A 23191-nucleotide genomic window follows, 5' to 3' on the forward strand; every position below is an offset into this window, starting at 1 on the left:
CAATACCTCAGCGCAACCAACCGCCTCATCTCCAGATTTCCAAACTTCCCGACTTCCGCAGCACTTCCGCGCCGCCCCGCCGTTCCGTCCACCGTCACTTCCGCTTCGGTGAGGCGGTGTTTAGGCCTGCTCGCCGAAAGCCGCAAGCAGAAAAATCGGTCTTCATGACGTTTTTTTGTCAGCGCCAACATTTGTTGGGTTTTTTCGCAGCCCATGCCGCGCAAACAGGCGGAGGTTCGCGCAGTTTTCGCTCCCGATCGAGCGAAACCGTGCGAAATCGACCCGTGATTCCCCGCGCTTGGGTGAATCGCCGACTCGATTCCGTCCCTATGGGGCGAATCCCGGTCCTGCATGGGTGATCCGTCCACCGCAAATCGTCAGCGCGATGCCAAGTTCGGGCAGGCCGGCCAGCGCTGCAACCTCGATATCACCGCCCAGCAGCACCAGATCCGCCGCAAGCCCTGGCACCAGCCGCCCGGTCAGCCCGTCACGATGCGCGGCCCAGGCCCCGCCAGCCGTATAGCCATGCAGGCTGGCCATCAGGTCCAGCCGCTCATCGCCGCATCCGGGGTAAGGCACGCGCGCCAGCGCCGCATGCAGGCCGCGCAGCACCGACACATCCGTCACCGGCCAGTCAGAAGCAAAGGCAATGGGCGCCCCCGCCTCGGCCAGCGTGCGCCACAGATAGGCATCGCGCCAGCGCCCCTGCCCGATCAGCGTCAGTGTCGGCTCCAGCGGAAAATCCATGGCACCCGGCGGATGTGGCGGCTGCACGCTGGCCACGATGCCCAAGGTGCCCAGCCGGGCAATGTCCGCCCGGTCTATCAGCTCGATATGTTCAATCCGGTGACGGCTGTCGCGCCAGCCATTGGCGAGCCGCGCCGCCTCATAGCCGTCGATGGTGTTGCGCACCGCCCCGTCGCCAATGGCATGCACCGCCATCTGCATGCCGCGCCGGTCCACCTCTGTCGCGATCTCGGCAAAGCGCGGAGCTGAAAACAGCGGCTCTGCCCGGTGCCCCGGCACACCGGGATAATCTTGCAACATGAAGGCGGTGCGGCTGTCCATCACCCCATCCATGAACATCTTCACGAAATTGCAGGTCAGCCAGTCATCGTTGAAATCACGGGTCATCTGGGCCGCGCGGTCCAGCGCCGCCAGATCCATATGCGGCTTGAAATGGAACGGCACCTTGACCCGCGCGGTCAGCGTGCCCGCATCCCGCATGCCTGCCAACAGTTCCAGCGTGTAGCGGTTGCCATCCATGTTCACCATCGAGGTGATGCCATGCGCCGCGCAATGTGCCAGCCCGCGCGCGATCTTGGCCCGGTCGATGGCCATGTCTGCATCCGATGGCCAGGGTGAAGGCTCCTCGCCCGTGGCGATGCCCAGGTTCAGCCGTGCTTCGCCGCCCAGGGCCACCACCGGGGCAAAGGCCTCGAATTCGCGCAATTCTCCGCTGGCGGTGCCGTCTGGTGCCATCACCACCTCATGCCCATGCGGCATCGCCGCCCCTTGCAACAGCCCCGCCGCACGCAGCGCCGCCGTATTGGCCCAGACGGTGTGATGGTCGGGCGCGGTCATGGCGATGGGCCGGTCGGCGATGATCGCGTCCAGATCATGCCGGGTCACGGGCTTGTCCAGTATCGTGTAGTCTGCCCCCTGTGCCATCAGCAAAGGCTTGTCGGGGTTGGCCGCCGCATAGGCGCGGAACGCCGCCGTCAATGGCCCCGCGCCATGCACACCGCCCAGTTGCAGATGCGCCAGCTCTGCCCCGCCCAGCACCAGATGCAGGTGGCTTTCCACGAAACCCGGCAGCAGCGTGCGCCCGCCTGCGTCGATCACGCGCGTCTGCGGCCCGGCCAGCGCCTCTAAATCGCGCCCGCCCACGGCGATGATCCGGCCCCCGGCGCAGGCCACCGCCTCCGCCCTCGGATGCGCCGCATCCATCGTCAGCACGCGCGCATTGGTGATGATCAGTTCCGCCTGCATCTCATCCGCTTTCATCTTGGTTGAAATATCATGGGGGTAGGGCCTTGATGGCCGAGGGGGCAAAGCCCCCCCGTCCTCTAATCCTGCGCGGCCAGCCGCTCGGCCATCACGCACAGCAGTTCGAACATTACCGTCACGCCCAGAAAGGCCGTGCCACCAGTCGGGTCAAAGGGTGGCGACACCTCTACCATATCCGCCCCCACGATGTTGACGCCGCGCAGCAGCCGCACCACCTGCAAGGCCTGCCACGCATTCGGCCCGCCGATTTCGGGCGTGCCGGTGCCCGGGGCAAAGGCCGGGTCGATAAAGTCGATGTCGTAACTCACATAGGTCTCGCCATCCCCGGCAATGGCGCGCGCCTCGGCCATCACGTCCACCGGGCCACGGTCATGAAACTCCTCGATAGGGATCACGCGGATGCCCACGGCATCGGCAAAATCCCGATCCTCGAAATCATAGGCCGGGCCCCGGATGCCGATCATGCAGACACGTTTCGGGTCCAGCAGCCCTTCCTCCACCGCGCGCCGGAAAGGCGTGCCATGGGTATACATGGTGCCACCGAAGTAGCTGTGGAACAGGTCTGTATGGCTGTCGAAATGGATCATCCCCAGGGGGCGGTCCTTGGCCAGCGCGCGCAGGATCGGCAGCGAACACAGATGGTCGCCCCCCGCCGTCAACGGCACGATGCCCGCCGCGCGCACCCGCGCATAAAACGCTTCCATCCGGGCCAGACTGTCCATCAGGTCGGCGGGGTTCGGCCCGACATCGCCCAGATCGGCGCAGTTCACTAGATCGAAGGGCCGCACCCGGGTGACGCCGTTCGCCGCGCGGATCATGGTCGAAAGGTCGCGCAACTGGCGTGGCGCGTGGCGCGGGCCGGGGCGGTTGGTGGTGCCGCCGTCCCAGGGCGCGCCGATCAGACCCACCTGCACCTCGGCAAAGCGGGGATGATCGAACGGCACCAGCGGCAGCCGCATGAAGGTGGGAACACCGGCATAGCGTGGCAAGTCGAACCCCGACACCGGTCGAAAGAACCCGTCATCCGTCTTGTCCATAGGTGTCTCCCTTGGCCGATTCCCGCCTGCATCAGACCATCCGGCCCCTGACTTGTCACCCTCTGCCGCAAAAGCCACCCGGGGCCTCTTGACCGCCGCGCGCCGTTCAGCCTCTATCGGGGGAAGCATGCGGGGCCAACCCGCCCCCCTCCGACATTGGCGGCGGGGACAGCGCCACAAGGGAAGAGACCATGCAGACCAAAGCCGATACCGCCCCCCCGCCCGCCGCGCGCAGCGGGGCCGCTCCGGGCAAATCCACCCTTGCCGCCGATCTGCGCGTCACCGGCGACATCAGCTGCGATGGCAGCATCGAGGTGATGGGGTCGGTTGACGGCACGCTGACAGCGCGCGGTCTGCTGGTGGGCAACGAGGGCCGGGTGAACGGCACCGTCAGCGCCGAGATCATCGAGGTGCGGGGTCGGATGGATGGCCGCATCTCCTGCTCCAGCCTCACGCTGCGCGGCTCGGCGCAGGTGACGGCCGATGTCACCTACCGCACGCTGATCATCGAAAGCGGCGCGCAGATCGACGGGCGGTTCAAACACACCAAGGACTGATCGCGAAGCCCGGCACACAGCGGCGGTCACACCCGTGGCCGCCGCTGTGTGCTGTCTGGCCGCGATGTTTCATCCATTGCAGCGGGAAACAGTGCCTCGCGCGGGCCTGCGCCCGGCAAGACCTGCAATTGCCCCTCACGCACGCTGCTTCAACTCCACCTCGACGAAACTCATCCCCGGGCCGTCGCAGATGACATTGTGCTCCACCCCCTCGGCCCGGCGATAGGCGCTGCCTGCGGGCACCAGCACCCGCCGCGTGCCGCCGCCCGGCTCCTCCAGCAGCATCGGGCAATCGGTGATCGCGGTGATCACATAATCATGCCCGTGCCGATGCCATCCGGTTTCCGCGCCAGAGGTGAAATCAAACCGCGTCACGCGCACCCGGTCATCATCCACAAGCACAGTGGCGGTGCATTGCTGCCGCATCACTGGCATTTCCGCACCGCCATGCGCATCGTCAGTCCAGCGCGCTCAACACATCGCGAAGCGTATCCAACAACTGATCGACCTGCGGCTTTTCGATGATCAGCGGTGGCGACATGGCGATGATGTCGCCCGTGGTGCGGATCAGGATGCCCTTTTCATAGGCTTTCAGGAACGCCGCAAAGGCCCGCTTGGTCGGCTGGCCCGGAATGCCCTCCAACTCGATCCCCGCGATCAGGCCCATGTTGCGCACGTCGATCACATGGCGCGCATCGCGCAAGCTATGCACCGCCGCCTCCCAATAGGGCGCAATCGCGGCACAACGTTCAAACAGTGCCTCCTCGCGGTAGACCTCCAGCGTGGCGATCCCCGCGGCCGAGGCTATCGGGTTGCCGGAATAGGTATAGCCATGGAACAGCTCGATCATCCCCTCGGGTCCGTCCATGAAGGCGTCATGCACCGCGGCGGTCGTCAGCACCGCGCCCATCGGGATCACGCCGTTGGTCAGGCCCTTGGCCGTGGTCATCATGTCGGGCAGAACATCGAAATGCTGCGCGGCAAAGGCCGAGCCCAGACGGCCAAACCCCGTAATCACCTCGTCAAAGATCAGCAGGATACCGTGTTTTTTCGTGATCGCCCGCAGCTTTTCCAGATAGCCCACGGGCGGGATCAGCACGCCGGTCGATCCGGCCACAGGCTCCACAATCACCGCCGCGATGGTTTCAGCCCCGTGCAGCGCCACGATGCGTTCCAGATCATCGGCCAGATTGGCCCCATGCTCTGGCTGCCCCTTGGCAAAGGCGTTCTGCCCCGGCAAATGCGTGTGCGGCAGATGATCCACCCCACCCAGCAACGTGCCAAACATCTTGCGGTTATTCACGATGCCGCCCACCGAAATGCCGCCAAAGTTCACGCCGTGATAGCCGCGTTCCCGCCCGATCAGCCGGGTGCGCGCGCCTTCACCCCGCGCGCGGTGATAGGCGATAGCCAGCTTCAGCGCCGTTTCCACCGATTCAGACCCGGAATTGGTGTAGAACACATGCTCGATGCCCTTGGGCGCCATGTCGATGATGCGGTTCGCCAATTCAAACGCAATAGGGTGGCCCATCTGGAACGCCGGGGCATAGTCCAGCTCTGCCGCCTGGCGGGCAATCGCCTCGGTGATCTTGGGGCGGCAATGGCCCGCGTTGCAGCACCACAGCCCCGCCGTGCCATCCAGCACCTGCCGTCCCTCGGCGGTGGTGTAATGCATGTCCTTCGCACCGACCAGCATGCGCGGGTTGCTTTTGAACTGCCGGTTCGCGGTGAAGGGCATCCAGAAGGCGTTCAGGTCGTTCGGGGTTGGCTTGCGGTCAAGCGCCATGGCGGGCTCCGGTTCGGGCGGGCCATGCTGCGGCACCGCTGGCTTAGGGTTTGACCACTTGGTCAATATCACGCTAGCATCGGGTCAGGCACCGTCAAGGGGCCACGATCCGCGATGATGAGGTGCCCGCAGCATGACCGCTTTCCCGCCTGCCGTCACGACAATCTGCGCCACGCGCCGGTGGCCCTGCGACATCGGCGGGGCCATGGCATGACAAAAGCGCGCCCACGCACGCGAATTCAGCAGAAAAATTCGGAAACCATCCTTGAGGCCGCGCTGGAGGTGTTTTCGCAGCACGGCTTTCGCGGTGCCACGCTGGATCAGATCGCCGATGTGGCGGGCCTGTCGAAACCCAACCTGCTGTATTACTTCCCCTCGAAAGAGGCGATCCACCAGACATTGCTGACCGAACTCTTGGCCACCTGGCTGGACCCGTTGCGCGCCATGAAACCCGACGGCGACCCGGTGACGGAAATCATGGGCTATGTGCGCCGCAAACTGGATCTGGCGCGCGACTATCCGCGCGAAAGCCGGCTGTTTGCCAATGAGATCCTGCAAGGCGCACCCCGGATGATGGAGGCGATCACCGGCGATCTGAAATCGCTGGTCGATGAAAAGACCATCATCCTGCGCCGCTGGATGGACGAGGGCCGCATCGCCCGCGTCCATCCGGTGCATCTGATCTTTTCGATCTGGGCGCTGACCCAGCATTACGCGGATTTCGACGTGCAGGTGCATGCCGTGCTGGGGCCGGGCGAACCCGATCCCTACCCCGAGGCAGCGCGCTATCTGGAGGTGCTGTTCACCAAACTGCTGGCCCCGGCCTAGGCGGCTTGCCGTTCCGCCACGATGCCCGCCAGCACTTCGGCAGCAATTCGGAAGGAATTCTTGCGCGCCACCGGGTCATGGATCATTGCCGTCACCAGCAGTTCATCGGGCTGATACTCGGCAATCAATGCACGCAACTCCCGCTCTACCGTCGCCCGCGACCCCGTGGCCGAACAGGACAGCGCCTGTTCCGCCGCCGCCAGATAAGGCGCGGGCACCACTGCTGTTATGTCATCAACCGGGCGGGGCAGCTTGCCCGGCGTGCCCAGCCGCAGCCGGGCAAAGGCCTGCTGCTGCGAGGTTTTCAGATACCGCGCCTCGGCATCCGTTTCAGCGGCAAACACCCCCGCCGCCATCATGAAATAGGGCCGCGCCAGATAGGCCGAAGGCCGAAACGTCTGCCGGTAGGTCGCCGCCGCATCAGACAGCATCGCTGGCGCGAAATGCGAGGCAAAGGCATAGGGCAGCCCCAGATAGGCCGCCAGTTGCGCGCCATATAGGCTGGAACCCAATATCCACACCGGCACATGGGTGCCCGCGCCGGGAATGGCGCGGATCGGTGCATTCTCGGGCATGTCGCCGAAATACTCCATCAGTTCCACCACATCCTGCGGAAAGCTGTCATTCGCCTCCATATGCCGGCGCAGCGCGCGGGCCGTGCCCTGATCGGTGCCGGGCGCGCGGCCAAGGCCAAGGTCAATACGGCCCGGAAACAGCGTGGCCAGTGTGCCGAACTGTTCCGCAATCACCAAGGGCGCGTGGTTGGGCAGCATGATGCCCCCTGCCCCCACGCGGATGCTGCGGGTGCCCGCCGCCACATGGCCGATGACGATGCTGGTCGCCGCCGAGGCGATGCCCAGCATGTTGTGGTGCTCGGCCAGCCAGAAGCGGTGATAGCCCAGCCCTTCGGCATGCCGCGCCAGATCCAGCGTGTTGGCCAGCGCATCGGCGGCGGTCGACCCTTCGGGGATCGGTGACAGGTCGAGAACGGAATAGTGCTGCATCGCGGTATCTCCTTGTCCCCCGATATGGCCCCGCCACACGGGCAGGCCAAGGGGGCGGGTGGGAAAACCTGCTGCCCGCTATTCTGCGGCCACGGATGGATTGTTCGGATGCTGCGTCCAGTTCGCATAATCCGTCACCTTGGCCCCGGTGCGCGGGTCAACCGCACCCTTTGGCAATTCCACCATGGTGATGCAGTTTTCCACCGGGCAGACATTGACGCACAGGTTGCAGGCCACGCATTCGTCATCCATCACCTCGAAGACCCGGCCCGGCTTCATGGCGATGGCCTGATGGCTGGTATCCTCGCAGGCCGCAAAGCAGCGCCCGCATTTGATGCAGGCGTCGGGGTCGATGCGGGCCTTGGTGACATAGTTCAGGTTCAGGAACTGCCAGTCGGTCACATTCGGCACAGCGCGGCCCACCAGTTCGACGGTGCTGGTCATGCCTTTTCGGTCCATGTAATCGCTTAGGCCGGATATCATCTCCTGCACGATCTTGAACCCATAGGTCATGGCGGCGGTGCAGACCTGCACATTGCCCGCGCCCAGCGTCATGAATTCGGCGGCGTCGCGCCATGTGGTCACACCGCCGATACCCGAGATCGGCAGGCCGTAGGTTTCAGGGCTGCGGGCAATCTCGGCCACCATGTTCAGCGCAATCGGCTTCACCGCCGGGCCGCAATAGCCGCCATGCGTGCCCTTGCCGTCGATCATCGGCTCGGGGCTGAAGTCATCAAGGTTGACCGAGGTGATGGAATTGATCGTGTTGATCAGGCTCACCGCATCGGCCCCGCCCCGCTTTGCCGCCTCGGCGGGCTTGCGGATGTCGCTGATGTTGGGGGTCAGCTTCACGATGCAGGGCATCCGGCTGTGTTTCTTCACCCAGCGCGTGACCATCTCGATATATTCCGGCACCTGCCCCACGGCGCTGCCCATGCCGCGTTCGGCCATGCCGTGCGGGCAGCCAAAGTTCAATTCCACCCCGTCGGCCTCTGTATCCTCGATGCGCGCGAGGATGTCTTTCCACGAATCCTCGTCGCAGGGCACCATCAGGCTGATGATCAGCGCGCGGTCCTTCCAGTCGCGCTTTACCGCCTTGATCTCGCGCAGGTTCACCTCCAGCGGGCGGTCGGTGATCAGTTCGATGTTGTTCAGCCCCAGCAGCCGCCGGTCCGCCCCCCAGATCGCGCCATAGCGGGGGCCGTTGACGTTCACCACCGGCGGCCCTTCGGAGCCAAGCGTTTTCCACACCACCCCGCCCCATCCGGCCTCGAACGCGCGGCGCACGTTGTATTCCTTGTCGGTGGGCGGGGCCGAGGCCAGCCAGAACGGATTGGGGGATGTGATGCCGATGAATGTTGTGGTCAGGTCAGCCATGATATTCCTCCTGCAACGGGCGGGCTGGCAGCACAAGGCTGCCGCTGGCGCGGGGGATGGACGGGGAAAGAAGGGGAATGGTCAGCCGGTGATCAGCCGCCACAGCCAGCCGAACACCTGACCGGCGACCTCGCCGAATTTCGGCGTGACATAGGCCCAGGCCAGGCAACCGACGATGTTCACCGGCACAAAGAGCAGTGGCGAGATGCGCGATATGCCGGCCATCACGAACACCACCGCGCGCAGCGGGCCAAAGAAATGCCCGATCAGCACGGCCACCACGCCCCATTTCTGGAACGCCGCATTGCCGCGCGCCACAAGGTCGGGGTGATCGCGCAGCGGCCACAACCGCAAGATCGCGTCGCCATAGCGCCAGCCGATCCAGTAGGAAAACAGCGACCCGATCACCGCCCCCACCGACGCCCCGGCCCAGATCGGCAACAAGGACAACTCGCCCGTCGCCACCAGCGCCCCCACCCCCAGCAGAACGGCGGTGGACGGGATTATGATTGACAGGAAGGCGGTCGTCTCGCCCATGGCGAAGACCAGCGCGATCCAGAACGCCCAATCGCGGTTGTCGCGCACAAAGGCCAGCGTCGCCTCGATCACTGTGTCGATGAATGCGAACATCGCCGCCCCTGTCTGCCCCGCCCCATGGTCCGGGGCCACGCCGACCTAGTGCTTTGGCAATGGATGCGCAACCCCGGGTCATCCCTGCAGGCTTTCGTGCATGTCCATCGCGGCATCGCGGCCTTCGGCCACCGCCGTCACCGTCAGGTCTGCCCCGCCCGCCGCGCAGTCGCCCCCGGCCCAGACGCCGGGCAGGCTGGTGCGCCCCGTCGCATCGACGGCGATCTTGCCGCCGGTCAGCGCCAGCCCATCGGGTGCGCCCGCAAGGGTCTGGCCGATGGCCTTGAACACCTGATCCGCCTTCAGGCGAAAGGTTTCGCCGGTCTGCACCAGCCCCTGCGGCGTCTCTTCGGTATAGGCAAACTCCACCTCGCGCACCGTGCCGTTGCCATGCACTGCCAGCGGGGCCGCGTGGCAGATGATGCGCACACCGACAGAGGTGGCGTGTTCCTGCTCATGGCCGCTGGCGCTCATCCGGTCCTGGCTGCGGCGGTAGACGATGGTCACGTTTTCCGCGCCCAACAGTTTTGACTGAACGGCGGCATCCACCGCCGTCATGCCGCCACCGATCACCACCACGTCACGGCCCACCGGCAGCGCCGATTTGTCCCCCGCCTGCCGCAGTTCCGCGATGAAATCCACCGCGTCGCGCACATGGCCCATATCCTCGCCCACCGCGCGCAGGGCGTTCACCCCGGCCAGACCGATGGCCAGAAACACCGCGTCATGCGTGGCGCGCAGGTCATCCAGCGTCATGTCGCGGCCAAGGGCCATGCCGTTCCTTATGGCGATACCGCCGATTTTCAGCAGCCAGTCCACCTCGCGCTGGGCAAAATCATCGGGGGCCTTGTAGGTGGCGATGCCGAATTCGTTCAGCCCGCCGGGTTTCGGGCGCGCGTCATAGATCGTCACCTCATGCCCCAGCATGGCCAGCCGGTGCGCCGCCGAAAGCCCCGCAGGCCCGGCCCCCACCACCGCCACATGCTTGCCCGTGCCATCGGCCCGCACAAAGGGATGCAGCCCCTTGGCCATCACCACATCGGTGGCAAAGCGTTGCAGCCGCCCGATTTCCACCGGCTTGCCCTCGGCGGCCTCACGCACGCAGGCCTCTTCGCACAATTGCTCGGTCGGGCAGACGCGGGCGCACATGCCGCCAAGGATGTTCTGTGACAGGATGGTTTTCGCCGCCGCATCCGGCGTGCCCGTGGCGATCTGGCGGATGAACAGCGGGATGTCGATGCTTGTGGGGCAGGCGGTGATGCAGGGCGCGTCATGACAGAAATAGCAACGGTCAGCGGCCACATGCGCCTCGTGCCGGTCCAGCGGGGCCGCGACATCGGTGAAATTGTCATGATAGGCGGCGGCGGGCAGACGGTGCGGCACGACACCGGGCGTCAGCTGGCTGTTGGACAAGGCGGAACCCCCCATTGGCTTATTTCTTTGATAAAAAGCTGCCACGGGTCTGATTTTTTATCAAACGGTAAATTTTGCTTTTCTGCCAAAATCCACCGCGGCGCACCGCTCCTGCCCGAAAAACCGGCAACAGCATCCGGCTGCCGGGCCATGCAACTGACGCTTTTCACCCAAAGCGGGCTGGCGTATAAGGCTGGCGCAGCCCGCGCGCCCTGAGGCGTGCCCGACAGCCACAAATCAGGCCAAGACGCCAATCGAGGACCGTATGAGCAAACATTCCACCGAATCCGATGTCGCTTTCATCCAGGCCCTTGCGGAGCTGTTGAACACAAATGCGCTGACCGAACTTTCCGTCAAACGTGAATACGGCGAGGATGACAGCCTTGAGGTGCGCGTGGTCAAGCAGGCCAACATCGTGACCACCTCGGTCGCAGCCTCTGCCCCGGTCACGGTCGCCGCCCCGGCTGCCGCGCATGCCGCCGCCGCACCTGTGGCGATGGAAGACCCCGCGCAGCACCCCGGTGCAGTGACCTCGCCCATGGTCGGCACGGCCTATCTTTCCGCCGAACCCGGCGCTGCGGCCTTTGTCACCGTGGGGGCCACGGTGTCGGAAGGCCAGACGCTGATGATCATCGAGGCGATGAAGACGATGAACCACATTCCCGCGCCGCGCGCCGGCGTGGTCAAACGCATTCTGGTGGCCGATGGCAATCCGGTCGAATACGGCGCCCCCCTGATGATCGTGGAGTGATCCGCGATGTTCACCAAAATCCTTATCGCCAACCGGGGCGAGATTGCCCTGCGCGTGATCCGCGCCTGCCAGGAAATGGGCATCACCTCGGTCGCGGTGCATTCCACCGCTGATTCCGACGCGATGCATGTGCGGATGGCCGACGAATCCGTCTGCATCGGCCCGGCATCCTCGACCGAAAGCTACCTCAGCAAGGCCGCGATCATTTCTGCCTGTGAAATCACCGGGGCCGAGGCTGTGCATCCGGGCTATGGCTTCCTGTCCGAAAACGCCGCTTTTGCGCAGGCGTTGCAGGATCACGACATCACCTTCATCGGCCCTACCGCGGAACATATCCGCATCATGGGCGACAAGATCACCGCAAAGGAAACCGCCAAGGCGCTGGGGATTCCCGTGGTGCCGGGGTCTGACGGCGGCGTGGCCGATTACGAATCCGCCATCGGCGTGGCGGCGGCCATCGGCTTTCCGGTGATCATCAAGGCCACGGCAGGCGGCGGCGGGCGCGGCATGAAAGTGGCCCGCAACCCCGAAGAGCTGGAGATCGCCTTCCGCACCGCACGGTCGGAATCCAAAGCCGCCTTTGGCAATGACGAAGTCTATATCGAGAAATACCTGCAAACCCCGCGCCATATCGAGATTCAGGTGTTTGGCGACGGCAAGGGCAATGCCGTGCATCTTGGCGAGCGTGATTGCAGCCTGCAACGCCGCCACCAGAAAGTATTCGAAGAGGCACCGGGCCCCGTCATCACCCCCGCCCTGCGCGCGAAAATCGGCAAGATCTGCGCCGATGCCGTGGCCAAGATCAACTATATCGGCGCGGGCACCATCGAGTTCCTGTATGAAAACGGCGAGTTCTTCTTCATCGAGATGAACACCCGGTTGCAGGTAGAGCATCCGGTGACGGAAACCATCTTTGGCGTCGATCTGGTGCGCGAACAGATCCGTGTGGCGGCGGGCATGGGCCTGTCCTTCACCCAGGACGAGCTGGAGATCAACGGCCACGCCATCGAAGTGCGGATCAACGCGGAAAAGCTGCCGAATTTCAGCCCCTGCCCCGGCAAGGTGCGGATGTTCCACGCGCCCGGCGGTCTGGGTGTGCGGATGGATTCGGCGCTGTATTCCGGCTACTCGATCCCGCCCTATTACGATTCACTCATCGGCAAGCTCATCGTGCATGGCCGCGACCGGCCCGAGGCGCTGGCACGCCTGCGCCGGGCCTTGGGCGAATTGATCGTGGACGGGGTGGATACCACGGTGCCGCTGTTCCATGCCCTGCTGGCCGAACCCGACATCCAGCATGGCGAATACAACATTCACTGGCTGGAAAAATGGCTGGCCGCACAGTTCGGCTGACCCTTGAGGCGCGCGGCCCCGGGTCGCGCGCACATGAAATTCCTGCAAGGGAATTTGCAAAATTCTTCGAAGAATTTTGATGGCAGACGCCCCCTTGACCCCCGACCTGCTGCTGCGCGCCTATGCCCTGGGCGTCTTTCCCATGGCCGAAAGCCGAGATGCGCCCGATGTGCATTGGGTTGACCCGCGCAGGCGTGGTGTCTTTCCTTTGCACAGCTTCCACATTTCAAGCAGTCTTTCTGCGGCTATCTTGCGCAAGGATTATCAAATTCGAACAGACACGGCATTTTCCGCAGTCGTCGCCGCCTGCGCCGACCGGCCCGAGACCTGGATCAACGCCCCCCTGTTCGCCCTTTATGACGCGCTGCACCAACGCGGCCACGCCCATGCGCTTGAAGTCTGGGATGGGCCTGCCCTGATCGGCGGCGTTTACGGCGTGACGCTGGGGGCTGCGTTTTTCGGCGAAAGCATGTTCTCGCGCCGCAGCAATGCGTCAAAGATCGCGCTGGCCTGGCTGGTTCACCGGCTGCGCGCCGGCGGGTTTACCCTGTTCGACACACAATTCCTGACGCCGCATCTGGCCAGCCTTGGCGCGGTGGAAATCACCCGGGCGGATTATCATGCAAAGCTGGGGCACGCTTTGCAGGGCGCTGCCAGTTTTGCGCCATCAAACTACCAGCCCGACGCCTATTCCGTGGCGCAGCGCAGCACCCACACATCGTAACGTGCATGGTCCAGCGCCGACAGCGCTGGGCTTGAGGCGATCATCCAGCCGGAAAACACAGGTTCGGCCGCCCGGCTGTCACGGATCGTCAGATGCGCATAGGCATCCGCCGCCGGATCGGCGCTGGGATAGCGGCATTCATCCAGTTGCATCGTCAGAAATCCGCTGGTCGCGGCCTGCCCGCGCGCGAGTTCGATATCCGCCGTCTCGCCCGACACCTTGTCAAGCCAACGCAGGATACCGCCCGGCGCACTGGTCACATCCTGCGCCAGCGCAGGCGGTGCCAGCATCACCAGCAGGGCCAGCGCGCGCATCATCCGCCGCTCCCCGTCTCGGCATCATCACCCCCGCCGCCTACGAATTTCATCAGCAGCGAGATCAGGCTGACCGAGCCCTGGGTATCCTCGATCTCGGCGCCCGGGGCCAGATTGTCCAGCGACCCGCCCGGCACCAGTTCCACGAAATTCCCGCCCAGCAGCCCTTCGGACGAGATCAGCAGCGCCGAATCGTCGGGCAGGGCTATCCCCTCAAGCACCGAAATCGTGGCATCGGCAAAGAAGGTTTCGGGGTTCAGCGTCAGCGATGTCACGCTGCCCACCCTTACCCCCGCCAGCCGCACATCGGTGCCGACCGAAATCCCCTCGACCGAGCGGAAACTGGCGGTCAGCGGGTAGCTGCCCCCGCCGCCGGAAAAGCCCGCCGTCTGACCCGCATAGACCAGAAAGCCGATGGCCGCCGCCAGAACGGCCGCCCCTGCGATCACTTCTGAGGTATTTTCCGCCATTATTCGGGCTGCCATGCCTCGTAATCCTGACGTGCGGCCGGTTCCGAGCGGCGGATCGACCCGGGCGGCGCATAGGCCGCCGCCGTGCCCGACAGGTTTTCCTGATGCGGCTTTTCCCAGGCCTTGTGCACCAGCGGCACCTTGTTCGGCGGCTGATCCCAGGTGTGGTGCAGCCAGCCGTGCCAGTCAGGTTCCACCCGGCTGGCCTCGGCCTCGCCGTTGAAAATCACCCAGCGGCGCTTGCCGTCGGCGGTCTGGTAAAACAGATTGCCCTGCGCATCTTCGCCAACCTTCTGGCCCTTGCGCCAGGTATAGATCTGGGTGCCAACCGTCTGGCTGTTCCACCAGGTAAGCAGGCGCAGCAGGAAATTCATGCGGAAACCTCCGAAAGGGTGTTGGCTTTGGTATGCCGCAACCGCGAAGCAAGGTCCAGCGCGAAGCGGCGGCAAAGCAAAAGGCGGGCCGAAGCCCGCCTGTCTTTCACCATCGCCGCAGGGGCCTTAGCCCGCCGTCGCCGATTCCTTTTTCTTCTCGGTATAGATCAGCAGCGGTTTTGCGGCATTGGCAGCCATGTTGCTGTTGGTGGCACCGTTGTTCACGGCCTCTTCGTTCACCACCACCTCTTCGACGCCTGAAAGCCCCGGCAGTTCGAACATCGTGTCCAACAGGATGTCTTCCATGATCGACCGAAGGCCGCGCGCGCCGGTCTTGCGCTTGATGGCGCGTTTGGCGATGGCCACCAGCGCATCCGCCGTGAAGGTCAGCTTGACGCCCTCGATGTCGAACAGGCGCTGATACTGTTTCACCAGCGCATTCTTCGGCTCGGTCAGGATCGTGACAAGTGCCGCCTCATCCAGATCGGTCAGCGTGGCCAGCACCGGCAAACGGCCGACAAATTCGGGGATCAGCCCGAATTTCAGCAGATCCTCGGGCTCCAGTTCACTGAACAGCTCACCCACGCCGCGCGAATCCGGGTCTTTCACCTCGGCACCAAACCCGATGCCCGATCCCTTGCCACGCTGCGCGATGATCTTTTCCAGCCCCGCAAAGGCCCCGCCACAGATGAACAGGATGTTCGTCGTGTCCACCTGCAGGAATTCCTGCTGCGGATGCTTGCGCCCGCCCTGCGGCGGCACCGAGGCCACGGTGCCCTCCATGATCTTCAGAAGCGCCTGCTGCACGCCCTCGCCCGACACATCGCGGGTGATCGACGGGTTGTCCGACTTGCGGGTGATCTTGTCGACCTCGTCGATATAGACGATGCCGCGCTGCGCCCGTTCCACATTGTATTCCGAAGCTTGCAGCAGTTTCAGGATGATGTTTTCCACATCCTCGCCCACGTAACCGGCCTCGGTCAGCGTGGTTGCATCGGCCATGGTGAAGGGCACGTCCAGAATCCGCGCCAGCGTCTGCGCCAGCAGCGTCTTGCCACAACCGGTCGGGCCGATCAGCAGGATGTTCGACTTCGACAGTTCGATATCGGTTTTCGACGAATGGTTCAGCCGCTTGTAATGGTTGTGAACCGCCACCGACAGCACGCGCTTGGCATGAATCTGCCCGATGACATAATCATCCAGCACCTTGCAGATCTCGCGCGGCGTCGGCACGCCGTCGCTGCTTTTCAGCCCGGTGGTCTTGGTTTCCTCGCGGATGATGTCCATGCACAGCTCGACGCATTCGTCGCAGATGAACACGGTCGGCCCCGCAATCAGCTTGCGCACCTCATGCTGGCTCTTGCCGCAGAACGAGCAATAGAGGGTGTTCTTGCTGTCGCTGCCAGAATTGTTCGCCATCGTCGTCCTCTGCCCGTTTGCCGTTTATGGCATTCGCATGAAAGTCTAGGCCAAGGCCCGCGCCTTCACAATGTCAAATCGCCCCCCGGCGGTCTGCCGCCGGGGGGCGCATGTTTCACTTCGACGTGTCGTCCATCTTGCCCCGGTCGGCCACGATCTCGTCGATCAGGCCCCAGGCCTTGGCATCTTCGGCGGACATGAAGTTGTCACGCTCCAGCGCCGCCTCGACCGTTTCATAGGCATTTCCGGTGTGTTTGACATAAATCTCGTTCAACCGGCGCTTCAGCTTTTCCGTCTCGCGCGCGTGGATCATGATGTCGGTGGCCTGACCCTGATACCCGCCAGACGGCTGGTGGACCATGACGCGGCTGTTGGGCAGGCTGAACCGCATGCCCTTGTGCCCCGCCGTCAGCAGAAGGCTGCCCATCGAGGCCGCCTGCCCGATGACCAGCGTGCTGACCTTCGGCTTGATGTATTGCATCGTGTCATAGATCGACAGGCCCGATGTCACCACGCCGCCCGGGCTGTTGATATACATCGAGATTTCCTTTGACGGGTTCTCCGCCTCAAGGAACAGCAACTGCGCGCAGATCAGGCTGGACATGCCGTCATGCACGGGGCCGGACAGGAAGATGATCCGCTCCTTCAGCATGCGGCTGAAGATGTCATAGGCGCGTTCGCCACGGCTGGTCTGTTCGACCACCATCGGCACGAGGGTGTTCATGTAGTGATCAATCGGGTCTTTCATCTGCGCCTGCCTCTGTCTTGGAAGAAATACCGCTTGGGGATTACCCGAGTCTTAGTTGCGCGCACCGGGGGCTGCAAGGGCAGGCGGCGAAAACAGCCCCGGCTTGAAGCGGCGCAAGCCTGCCCTAGCTGCCCCACCATGACGCAGTCAGACGATTTTCCCCCACACCGAAGCGCCGCCCTAGCGCGTCTTGCGGCCTTTGTGCCGCAGGCCGGGCGCGACTATGCTGCCCTGCGCAACCACGATCTGCCGGGGCACCCGCATGTTTCGGGCCTTTCGCCCTACATCCGCCACCGCCTGCTGCTGGAGGACGAGGTGATCGCCGCTGTCGGCGCAGCGCACGCCCGCCCTTCGGCCGACAAGTTTCTGGCCGAGGTCTATTGGCGCAGCTACTGGAAGGGCTGGCTGGAGCTGCGCCCCGGCATCTGGCGCGGCTACCGCGCGGGGCTGGCGGCCGCGCTGAACCGGGTGCAGACCGAATCCGGCCTGCGCGCGGCGGTGCATGCGGCCTGCCGGGGCGACACCGGGATAGACGGCTTTGACCATTGGGCGCGTGAACTGTTGGCCACAGGCTATCTGCACAACCATGCGCGGATGTGGTTCGCCTCGATCTGGATATTCACCCTGCGGCTGCCGTGGGAACTGGGGGCCGATTTCTTCCTGCGGCATCTGCTGGATGGCGATGCGGCGTCGAACACCCTGTCATGGCGCTGGGTGGGCGGGCTGCACACGCCGGGCAAGACCTATCTGGCCACGCCCGACAACATCGCGCGCAACACAGGCGGGCGGTTCAACCCGACCGGGCTGGCGACACATGCCGATCCGCTGCCTATGGCCCCGCTGCCCAGCCCCCGCCCCGCGCCGCAGCCGGTGGTTTGGAACCCGAACCTGCCCACCGCGCTGATCCTGCATGACGATGACCTGCACCCCGACCATCTGGCGCAGGCGGGGCTGGCACCGCTGGCGACGGCCCTGCTCGACAGCGCCGCGGTGCGGTCGCCCTTGGCCGTGGGGCCGCTGCCACAGGCGTTTGTCGCAGGCGCGCTTGCCGATGTGGCAGCGCGCCATGCCGGTTGGCTGGGTCCGGTGCAGAGCTTCGGCCCTGAAGCCTCCGCCGACACGCTGGCGGCTTGGGCCCTTGCGACTGGCGCGCAGCAGGTTGTCACCCCCCATGCGCCCATCGGGCCGGTGGCCGACCGGCTGACTTCACTGGCCCCCGCCCTCACAGCCCTTGGTCTGCCGCTGGTGCAGGTGCTGCGCCCGTTTGATGCCGCGCTTTGGCCCCATGCCACCCATGGCTTTTTCCGGTTCCGCGAGGCGGTGCTGTAGCGCCCGTCAGCGGGCAAATTCCCGCCGCGCCAGCAGCACACGGGCCAGCGCCGTGACAAAGCACAAGGCGCCAAACCCCCATGCCAGCGGCACAAAACCCGCAGGCCAAACGCACAGCAGCACGAAAAACGCAATCGTCTCGCTGCCCTCCAGCAGCCCCGCCGTGAAATACAGTGATTTTTCGCCCCGGTTGCTGGTCGTCATGCCGCGCTTTTCGGCCAGCACCGCATAGCCCAGAAAGCTGGTGCCATTGACGTAGAATGAGGTCAGCAGGAAGGACGCAGCGGGTGCATTGGCCGGGTCGCGCAGCGCAAAGGCCAAGGGCACCGCACCGTAAAACAGGAAATCGCAGACAATATCCAGATAGCCGCCGAAATCGGTCTTTTGCGTGGCCCGCGCCACCGCCCCGTCCAGCCCGTCGGCAATGCGGCTGGCCAACAGCGGCACCAGCGCCACAAATCCCGACAGCCCAAGTGCCAGACACCCCGCCGCCAGCAACCCCAATGCCAGACCCGCCAGTGTCACCCCATCCGCGGTCACCCCACGCGCCGCAAGCCAGCGCCCCACCCGGTTCAACGGCGGGTCGATCAAGCGGCGCATCTGCCCGTCCAGCATTCTGTCCTCCCGGTTTTCGCTGTGGTGCCGCAGCAGGGGGTGCAACGCAACCGCGTGACAGATGTTTCACGCAAGCGTGGGGCCATGGCGCCGCCCGATTTCTCACATTCCGGTGGGAGGCGACATTTTCTTTTGCCGCCGCCCCTGCCGGGGCCGTAAGTCTGATGCGACCACGGCCCGCCGGGCCGCAACAGGGGATGAAGCATGACCAAACGCATTCTGGCGGCGCTGGCCGCCACCGGCCTTTTGCTGGGGGCGGTGCCCGCCACCGCCCAGACCGCACCCGCACCCGATTGGCAGGCGGTTCTGGATCAGGCCGAAGGCCAGACAGTCTATTGGCATGCCTGGGGTGGCGACCCCAAGATCAATGATTTCATCGCCTTTGTCGGGGCCGAGGCGATGGCCCGCCATGGCGTGACGCTGGAGCATGTGAAACTCGCCTCCACCGCCGATGCGGTGGCCCGCGTGCAGGGCGAACAGCAGGCTGGGCGCAACACAGGTGGCGCGGTGGATCTGATCTGGATCAACGGCGAGAATTTTGCCGCGATGAAGGCAAACGGCCTGCTGGGCGCACCCTTTGCGGAAAGCCTGCCCAATTGGGCGCTTGTCGATGTGGCGGGCAAACCCGCCGTGGCAAACGACTTCACCGAACCGACGGAAGGGCTGGAAAGCCCATGGGCCATGGCGCAACTGGTCTTTGAACATGATAGCGCCATCTTGCCGGAACCGCCCCGCAGCACCCAGGGCCTGCTGGACTGGATCATCGCCAACCCCGGGCGGTTCACCTATCCGCAGCCGCCGGATTATCTGGGCACCACCTTTCTGAAGCAGGTGCTTTACGGCGTTATGGACAACCCTGCGATCCTGCAACAGCCGCTGGATCCCGCCACCTATGACGCGGCGACGGCACCCCTTTGGGCCTGGCTGGATGCCGCAACCCCGCATCTGTGGCGCGAAGGGCGGGCCTATCCGCAGAATGAACCGGCGCTGGGGCAGTTGCTGGCCGATGGCGAGGTGCAGATCGCCTTTGCCTTCAACCCCGGCCGCGCCTCGGCGGTCATCGCGGCGGGTGAATTGCCCGATACCGTGCGCACCTTCGTGCTGGAGGAAGGCACGATCGGCAACGCCAGCTTTGTCGCCATACCGTTCAACGCGGCCAACCGGGCGGGGGCCATGGTGGTGGCCAACCTGCTGCTGGACCCCGCCGTGCAGGCCCGCGCCCAGGATCCCGCCGTGCTGGGCTTTCAGACGGTGCTGAATGTGGCGGCCCTGCCCGACACTGACCGCGCACGGTTTGATGCGCTGGAACTGGGCGTGGCCACCCTGTCACCCGACCAGCTGGGCAAGGCCCTGCTGGAACCCCATGCCAGCTGGATGGTGAAGATCGCCGAGGACTGGGCACGGCGCTACGGGGTCGCTCAATGATCCGCACATGCGGGCGGCGATGAAACTGTTTCCGCGGGGCAGGCTGCGGCTTGCCCCCAGGATCACGCTGGCCCTGATGCTGGGGCCGGTGCTGGCCGGGCTGGCGGGCACGCTGGCCCCGGCCTTTGGCCTTGTGCCTATGCCCGACGCCCCGCCCGGGCTTGCGGCGTTCCGGCAACTGGCCGACTGGCCCGGCCTGCGCCCGGCGGCGGTTCTCTCGCTTACCACCGGGCTGGCCTCGACCGCCCTGGCATTGGCCATCACGCTGGCGGTGCTGGCGCTGTTGCAGGGCACGCGGGCGTTTGCGCTTCTGTTGCGGCTGCTGTCACCCTTGCTGGCGGTGCCGCATGCGGCGGTGGCGCTGGGGCTGGCGTTCTTGCTGGCCCCTTCGGGCTGGATCGCGCGGGCACTGTCACCCTGGGCAACGGGGTGGCATGCCCCGCCCGATCTGCTGACGCTGAATGACCCGGCAGGCCTTGCGCTTGTCGCGGGGCTGGTGGCGAAAGAGGTGCCCTTTCTGTTGCTGATGGCCTTGGCAGCGTTGCCGCAGACCGATGCGCCGCGACGCCGGATGGTGGCCGCGACGCTGGGCTATGGCACGGCGGCAGGCTGGGCCTACACGGTGCTGCCGGCGCTTTACCGCCAAATGCGTCTGCCGGTCTATGCCGTGCTGGCCTATGCCATGACGGTGGTGGACATGGCGATGATCCTGGGCCCCACCCGTCCGCCCACGCTGGCGGTGCAGATTACCTTGTGGATGACCGATCCGTCACTGGCGCAGCGCGGCATGGCAGCGGCGGCGGCCCTGCTGCAACTGGCGCTTGTCGTCGGGGCGCTGCTGGCATGGAGGGCTGCGGAACTGCTGGCCAAGAGGCTGTTGATCTGCCGCGCCATGGCCGGGCGGCGCGGGTTGGCGCTGGATGGCTGGCTTGGCCCCCTTGCGGGCTTGCTGGCGGCGCTTGCAGTCGCGGCGGTTGCGCTGGGTCTGGCGGGGCTGGCCGTGTGGTCGGTGGCAGGGCTGTGGCAGTTTCCCGATGCCTTGCCCGAAACCCTGACTCTGAATACCTGGTCCCGCGCCGCCCCCGACCTGCAAGCGGCAACGACCCTGACACTTGGGTTGGCGGCGCTGGCCACCGCCACCGCCATCGCCCTGGTGCTGGCCTGTCTGGAGGCCGAGGCCCGGCATGGCCTGCGCCCGACCACCCGCGCGCTCTGGCTGCTGTATCTGCCGCTGATCGTGCCGCAGATCGCCTTTTTGCCGGGCTTGCAGTTTCTGGCGCTGGTGACAGGCGCCGAAGGCACGGCCCTTGCCGTGGCCGCGGCGCATCTGGTCTTTGTGCTGCCCTATGTGTTCCTGTCACTGGCCCCGCCCTGGCGCGCCTGGGATGGCCGCACCGCCACAGCGGCGGCGACGCTTGGGGCCTCGCCATTCCGCATCTTCTGGCACCTGCGCCTGCCGATGCTGCTGCGCCCTGTGCTGACGGCTGCGGCGGTGGGCGTGGCGGTATCGGTCGGGCAGTATCTGCCCACGCTGCTGATCGGCGGCGGCCGCGTCGTCACCCTGACGACCGAGGCCGTGGCCCTGTCATCGGGCGGCAACCGCCGCATCATCGGCACCTATGCGCTGCTGCAAATGGCGTTGCCCGCGCTGGCCTTTGCCATGGCCATCGCGCTGCCCGCACTGGTGTTCCGCAACCGGCGTGGCATGGCGGTGGCGGCATGACGGGTCTTGTTCTGGACAATCTGCTTGTCACCAGCGGCGACACGACCTGGGTCGCGCTGCACACGACCGTCGCGCGCGGTGAGGTGCTGACGATCATGGGACCGTCCGGCACCGGCAAATCCACCCTGCTGGCGGCGATCATCGGCACGCTGGCCCCCGCCTTCCGCATGACCGGCAAGGTGCTGCTGGACGGGGTGGATGTGACGGACCGCCCCACCCGCGCCCGCCGCATCGGGTTGTTGTTTCAGGATGACGTGCTGTTTCCGCACCTGTCGGTGGGCGGCAATCTGGCCTTTGCGCTGCCCGCATCCATCCGGGGCCGCCGCGCACGGCGCGACCGCATCGCCACCGCGCTGGTGCAGGCCGGTCTGGCAGGCTTTGCCGACCGCGACCCCGCCACCCTGTCGGGCGGGCAGCGCGCCCGTGTGGCCCTTATGCGCACCCTCTTGGCCGAGCCGCGCGCCCTGCTGCTGGATGAGCCCTTCAGCCGGCTTGACGCCGACCTGCGCGCCCAGATCCGCAGCTTCGTGCTAACGCGCGCCCGGGATGAGGGGCTGCCGGTGATCCTTGTCACCCATGATGCCGAAGATGCCCGGGCCGCTGCGGGCCGCATTCTCAGCCCGCTGGGCAAGGAATTGCCGAAAAAACCGCAAGGCGTGGAAGGAAACGCGACACTGGCCCGTTGACCTTCTGTCAGCCTTGCATCACAGCGCCGCAAAATCGCCGTGAGAGGATGGCAATAGTCACACAGGCATCAGCCCGGTCCGTCTGGCATCACCCCAGCATGACACCGCAGATGCCACAAGAGAAAGGACCAGACATGCCATTTTTCCGACTGATCCCGCTGGCCGTGACGGCCTTTCTGGCGCTGCCCCTGGTGGCACAGGCCTGCATCATGCCCGCGGGCGCATCCGCCGCCCGCGCCGCGATGATCCAGGCGGTGAATGCCGAACGCCGCGCACAGGGACTGCCTGCGCTGAGTTCGTCGCCCAAGCTGGACAGGGCCGCCCAGCAGCAGGCCTGCGACAATGCGGCCCGCCGGTCCATTTCGCACACCGGGGCAGATGGGTCGGAACTGGCCACGCGGCTGAAACGCGCAGGCTACCGCTACCGCATTGCAACCGAAAACACCGGGCGCGGCTTTGCCCAGCCGCAGAATGCGGTGGATTGGTGGATGAATTCCGGCAAGCACCGCACCAACATCCTGCTGCGCAAAACGCGCGAGATCGGCGTGGGTCTGGCGCTCAGCGACGCCCCGGAAAGCCGAAACCACTGGATCATCGTGATGGGCGCCTCGAAATAGG

At 65.3% G+C, this 23191-nt stretch carries 25 protein-coding genes; 10 read left to right on the forward strand and 15 right to left on the reverse strand.

The genetic code is table 11. The annotated features are described in order from the left end of the window. The 3 genes from GEU84_RS20980 to GEU84_RS19310 form a co-directional block, all read right to left on the reverse strand. Positions 1 to 215 (reverse strand): hypothetical protein (locus tag GEU84_RS20980; protein ID WP_217438612.1); only part of this gene is annotated, 215 nt, incomplete at its 3' end. Between the two features lie 112 nt (positions 216 to 327). Further along, on the reverse strand, positions 328 to 2007 hold the full coding sequence (locus GEU84_RS19305) for an amidohydrolase (RefSeq protein ID WP_241427780.1): 1680 nt from the start codon (positions 2005 to 2007) through the stop codon (positions 328 to 330). Positions 2008 to 2069: 62 nt separating this feature from the next. Further along, complete coding sequence (locus GEU84_RS19310) at positions 2070 to 3047, reverse strand: agmatinase (RefSeq protein ID WP_152828667.1); 978 nt, start codon at positions 3045 to 3047, stop codon at positions 2070 to 2072. A gap of 191 nt (positions 3048 to 3238) precedes the next feature. On the opposite strand from GEU84_RS19310, the gene GEU84_RS19315 reads away from it, so the two are divergent. Beyond that, entirely contained in the window at positions 3239 to 3604 is a 366-nt protein-coding gene (locus GEU84_RS19315; RefSeq protein ID WP_152828666.1) for a bactofilin family protein, read from the forward strand. Between the two features lie 135 nt (positions 3605 to 3739). Here GEU84_RS19315 and GEU84_RS19320 read toward each other — a convergent pair whose 3' ends face one another. Beyond that, on the reverse strand, positions 3740 to 4030 hold the full coding sequence (locus GEU84_RS19320) for a cupin domain-containing protein (RefSeq protein WP_152828665.1): 291 nt from the start codon (positions 4028 to 4030) through the stop codon (positions 3740 to 3742). 31 nt (positions 4031 to 4061) lie between these two features. Continuing rightward, complete coding sequence (gene aptA, locus GEU84_RS19325; RefSeq protein WP_152828664.1) at positions 4062 to 5390, reverse strand: omega-aminotransferase AptA; 1329 nt, start codon at positions 5388 to 5390, stop codon at positions 4062 to 4064. 210 nt (positions 5391 to 5600) lie between these two features. On the opposite strand from aptA, the gene GEU84_RS19330 reads away from it, so the two are divergent. Next, entirely contained in the window at positions 5601 to 6218 is a 618-nt protein-coding gene (locus GEU84_RS19330; protein ID WP_152828663.1) for a TetR family transcriptional regulator C-terminal domain-containing protein, read from the forward strand. Here the strand turns inward: GEU84_RS19330 and GEU84_RS19335 are convergent. From GEU84_RS19335 to GEU84_RS19350, 4 genes are all read right to left on the reverse strand, one after another. After that, on the reverse strand, positions 6215 to 7222 hold the full coding sequence (locus tag GEU84_RS19335) for an LLM class flavin-dependent oxidoreductase (RefSeq protein WP_152828662.1): 1008 nt from the start codon (positions 7220 to 7222) through the stop codon (positions 6215 to 6217). The genes GEU84_RS19330 and GEU84_RS19335 overlap by 4 nt on opposite strands. Positions 7223 to 7300: 78 nt before the next feature. After that, entirely contained in the window at positions 7301 to 8599 is a 1299-nt protein-coding gene (gene preA, locus GEU84_RS19340) for an NAD-dependent dihydropyrimidine dehydrogenase subunit PreA (protein WP_152828661.1), read from the reverse strand. An 81-nt stretch (positions 8600 to 8680) separates the two neighbouring features. Beyond that, positions 8681 to 9268 (reverse strand): DedA family protein, encoded by a 588-nt coding sequence (locus GEU84_RS19345; RefSeq protein WP_338144843.1) that lies wholly within the window; start codon positions 9266 to 9268, stop codon positions 8681 to 8683. Between the two features lie 39 nt (positions 9269 to 9307). Then, on the reverse strand, positions 9308 to 10657 hold the full coding sequence (locus tag GEU84_RS19350; protein WP_174540007.1) for an NAD(P)-dependent oxidoreductase: 1350 nt from the start codon (positions 10655 to 10657) through the stop codon (positions 9308 to 9310). A gap of 250 nt (positions 10658 to 10907) precedes the next feature. Between GEU84_RS19350 and accB the strand changes: the two genes are divergently transcribed. The 3 genes from accB (at position 10908) to aat (ending at position 13470) form a co-directional block, all read left to right on the forward strand. Next, on the forward strand, positions 10908 to 11393 hold the full coding sequence (gene accB, locus GEU84_RS19355; RefSeq protein ID WP_152828660.1) for an acetyl-CoA carboxylase biotin carboxyl carrier protein: 486 nt from the start codon (positions 10908 to 10910) through the stop codon (positions 11391 to 11393). Between the two features lie 6 nt (positions 11394 to 11399). Next, positions 11400 to 12746 carry an acetyl-CoA carboxylase biotin carboxylase subunit gene (gene accC / locus GEU84_RS19360; RefSeq protein ID WP_152828659.1) on the forward strand — a complete coding sequence of 449 codons (1347 nt, stop codon included), beginning with the start codon at positions 11400 to 11402 and terminating at the stop codon, positions 12744 to 12746. Positions 12747 to 12825: 79 nt separating this feature from the next. Next, complete coding sequence (aat, locus tag GEU84_RS19365) at positions 12826 to 13470, forward strand: leucyl/phenylalanyl-tRNA--protein transferase (RefSeq protein ID WP_152828658.1); 645 nt, start codon at positions 12826 to 12828, stop codon at positions 13468 to 13470. Here aat and GEU84_RS19370 read toward each other — a convergent pair. The 5 genes from GEU84_RS19370 to GEU84_RS19390 form a co-directional block, all read right to left on the reverse strand. Then, a complete protein-coding gene (locus GEU84_RS19370; RefSeq protein ID WP_152828673.1) occupies positions 13434 to 13784 on the reverse strand; it encodes a DUF2155 domain-containing protein in 351 nt (116 codons plus the stop codon). The genes aat and GEU84_RS19370 overlap by 37 nt on opposite strands. Next, positions 13784 to 14254, reverse strand: a complete 471-nt coding sequence (gene mlaD / locus GEU84_RS19375; protein ID WP_152828672.1) for an outer membrane lipid asymmetry maintenance protein MlaD — start codon at positions 14252 to 14254, stop codon at positions 13784 to 13786. The genes GEU84_RS19370 and mlaD overlap by 1 nt, the downstream gene beginning before the upstream one ends. Then, positions 14254 to 14628: an NADH:ubiquinone oxidoreductase subunit NDUFA12 gene (locus GEU84_RS19380; RefSeq protein ID WP_152828657.1), complete on the reverse strand. Its 375-nt coding sequence runs from the start codon at positions 14626 to 14628 to the stop codon at positions 14254 to 14256. Before GEU84_RS19380 ends, mlaD begins: the two co-directional genes overlap by 1 nt. A gap of 126 nt (positions 14629 to 14754) precedes the next feature. Next, entirely contained in the window at positions 14755 to 16047 is a 1293-nt protein-coding gene (gene clpX, locus GEU84_RS19385; protein WP_152828656.1) for an ATP-dependent Clp protease ATP-binding subunit ClpX, read from the reverse strand. 115 nt (positions 16048 to 16162) lie between these two features. Next, positions 16163 to 16795 carry an ATP-dependent Clp protease proteolytic subunit gene (locus GEU84_RS19390; RefSeq protein ID WP_152828655.1) on the reverse strand — a complete coding sequence of 211 codons (633 nt, stop codon included), beginning with the start codon at positions 16793 to 16795 and terminating at the stop codon, positions 16163 to 16165. A gap of 138 nt (positions 16796 to 16933) precedes the next feature. Between GEU84_RS19390 and GEU84_RS19395 the strand changes: the two genes are divergently transcribed. Beyond that, entirely contained in the window at positions 16934 to 18124 is a 1191-nt protein-coding gene (locus GEU84_RS19395; protein ID WP_152828654.1) for an FAD-binding domain-containing protein, read from the forward strand. A 6-nt stretch (positions 18125 to 18130) separates the two neighbouring features. Here the strand turns inward: GEU84_RS19395 and GEU84_RS19400 are convergent, their stop codons facing one another. Next, positions 18131 to 18739 (reverse strand): CDP-alcohol phosphatidyltransferase family protein, encoded by a 609-nt coding sequence (locus tag GEU84_RS19400; protein ID WP_152828653.1) that lies wholly within the window; start codon positions 18737 to 18739, stop codon positions 18131 to 18133. A gap of 204 nt (positions 18740 to 18943) precedes the next feature. Between GEU84_RS19400 and GEU84_RS19405 the strand changes: the two genes are divergently transcribed. The 4 genes from GEU84_RS19405 to GEU84_RS19420 all read left to right on the forward strand — a co-directional run bounded on the left by GEU84_RS19405 (position 18944) and on the right by GEU84_RS19420 (position 23190). Then, entirely contained in the window at positions 18944 to 20164 is a 1221-nt protein-coding gene (locus GEU84_RS19405) for an ABC transporter substrate-binding protein (RefSeq protein WP_152828652.1), read from the forward strand. A 19-nt stretch (positions 20165 to 20183) separates the two neighbouring features. Continuing rightward, positions 20184 to 21887, forward strand: a complete 1704-nt coding sequence (locus GEU84_RS19410) for an ABC transporter permease (RefSeq protein ID WP_152828651.1) — start codon at positions 20184 to 20186, stop codon at positions 21885 to 21887. Continuing rightward, positions 21884 to 22573, forward strand: coding sequence for an ATP-binding cassette domain-containing protein (locus tag GEU84_RS19415; protein WP_152828650.1), 690 nt, complete (start codon positions 21884 to 21886; stop codon positions 22571 to 22573). The genes GEU84_RS19410 and GEU84_RS19415 overlap by 4 nt, the downstream gene beginning before the upstream one ends. A gap of 134 nt (positions 22574 to 22707) precedes the next feature. Continuing rightward, positions 22708 to 23190 carry a CAP domain-containing protein gene (locus tag GEU84_RS19420; RefSeq protein ID WP_152828649.1) on the forward strand — a complete coding sequence of 161 codons (483 nt, stop codon included), beginning with the start codon at positions 22708 to 22710 and terminating at the stop codon, positions 23188 to 23190. Position 23191 lies beyond the last annotated feature (1 nt).

The organism is Fertoeibacter niger, from assembly GCF_009380135.2.
Lineage (GTDB): Bacteria > Pseudomonadota > Alphaproteobacteria > Rhodobacterales > Rhodobacteraceae > Fertoeibacter > Fertoeibacter niger.

Bases quoted from the DNA above. Each gene is read 5' to 3' on its own strand.
- GEU84_RS19350 (WP_174540007.1), bottom strand. From the start codon at position 10,657: ATGGGGGGTTCCGCCTTGTCCAACAGCCAGCTGACGCCCGGTGTCGTG.
- GEU84_RS19310 (WP_152828667.1), bottom strand. From the start codon at position 3,047: ATGGACAAGACGGATGACGGGTTCTTTCGACCGGTGTCGGGGTTCGAC.
- aat (WP_152828658.1), top strand. From the start codon at position 12,826: ATGGCAGACGCCCCCTTGACCCCCGACCTGCTGCTGCGCGCCTATGCC.
- GEU84_RS19330 (WP_152828663.1), top strand. From the start codon at position 5,601: ATGACAAAAGCGCGCCCACGCACGCGAATTCAGCAGAAAAATTCGGAA.
- preA (WP_152828661.1), bottom strand. From the start codon at position 8,599: ATGGCTGACCTGACCACAACATTCATCGGCATCACATCCCCCAATCCG.
- GEU84_RS19320 (WP_152828665.1), bottom strand. From the start codon at position 4,030: ATGCGGCAGCAATGCACCGCCACTGTGCTTGTGGATGATGACCGGGTG.
- GEU84_RS19370 (WP_152828673.1), bottom strand. From the start codon at position 13,784: ATGCGCGCGCTGGCCCTGCTGGTGATGCTGGCACCGCCTGCGCTGGCG.
- clpX (WP_152828656.1), bottom strand. From the start codon at position 16,047: ATGGCGAACAATTCTGGCAGCGACAGCAAGAACACCCTCTATTGCTCG.
- mlaD (WP_152828672.1), bottom strand. From the start codon at position 14,254: ATGGCGGAAAATACCTCAGAAGTGATCGCAGGGGCGGCCGTTCTGGCG.
- accC (WP_152828659.1), top strand. From the start codon at position 11,400: ATGTTCACCAAAATCCTTATCGCCAACCGGGGCGAGATTGCCCTGCGC.
- GEU84_RS19415 (WP_152828650.1), top strand. From the start codon at position 21,884: ATGACGGGTCTTGTTCTGGACAATCTGCTTGTCACCAGCGGCGACACG.
- GEU84_RS19395 (WP_152828654.1), top strand. From the start codon at position 16,934: ATGACGCAGTCAGACGATTTTCCCCCACACCGAAGCGCCGCCCTAGCG.
- GEU84_RS19305 (WP_241427780.1), bottom strand. From the start codon at position 2,007: ATGAAAGCGGATGAGATGCAGGCGGAACTGATCATCACCAATGCGCGC.
- GEU84_RS19405 (WP_152828652.1), top strand. From the start codon at position 18,944: ATGACCAAACGCATTCTGGCGGCGCTGGCCGCCACCGGCCTTTTGCTG.
- aptA (WP_152828664.1), bottom strand. From the start codon at position 5,390: ATGGCGCTTGACCGCAAGCCAACCCCGAACGACCTGAACGCCTTCTGG.
- GEU84_RS19315 (WP_152828666.1), top strand. From the start codon at position 3,239: ATGCAGACCAAAGCCGATACCGCCCCCCCGCCCGCCGCGCGCAGCGGG.
- GEU84_RS19410 (WP_152828651.1), top strand. From the start codon at position 20,184: ATGAAACTGTTTCCGCGGGGCAGGCTGCGGCTTGCCCCCAGGATCACG.
- accB (WP_152828660.1), top strand. From the start codon at position 10,908: ATGAGCAAACATTCCACCGAATCCGATGTCGCTTTCATCCAGGCCCTT.
- GEU84_RS19400 (WP_152828653.1), bottom strand. From the start codon at position 18,739: ATGCTGGACGGGCAGATGCGCCGCTTGATCGACCCGCCGTTGAACCGG.
- GEU84_RS19335 (WP_152828662.1), bottom strand. From the start codon at position 7,222: ATGCAGCACTATTCCGTTCTCGACCTGTCACCGATCCCCGAAGGGTCG.
- GEU84_RS19420 (WP_152828649.1), top strand. From the start codon at position 22,708: ATGCCATTTTTCCGACTGATCCCGCTGGCCGTGACGGCCTTTCTGGCG.
- GEU84_RS19390 (WP_152828655.1), bottom strand. From the start codon at position 16,795: ATGAAAGACCCGATTGATCACTACATGAACACCCTCGTGCCGATGGTG.
- GEU84_RS19380 (WP_152828657.1), bottom strand. From the start codon at position 14,628: ATGAATTTCCTGCTGCGCCTGCTTACCTGGTGGAACAGCCAGACGGTT.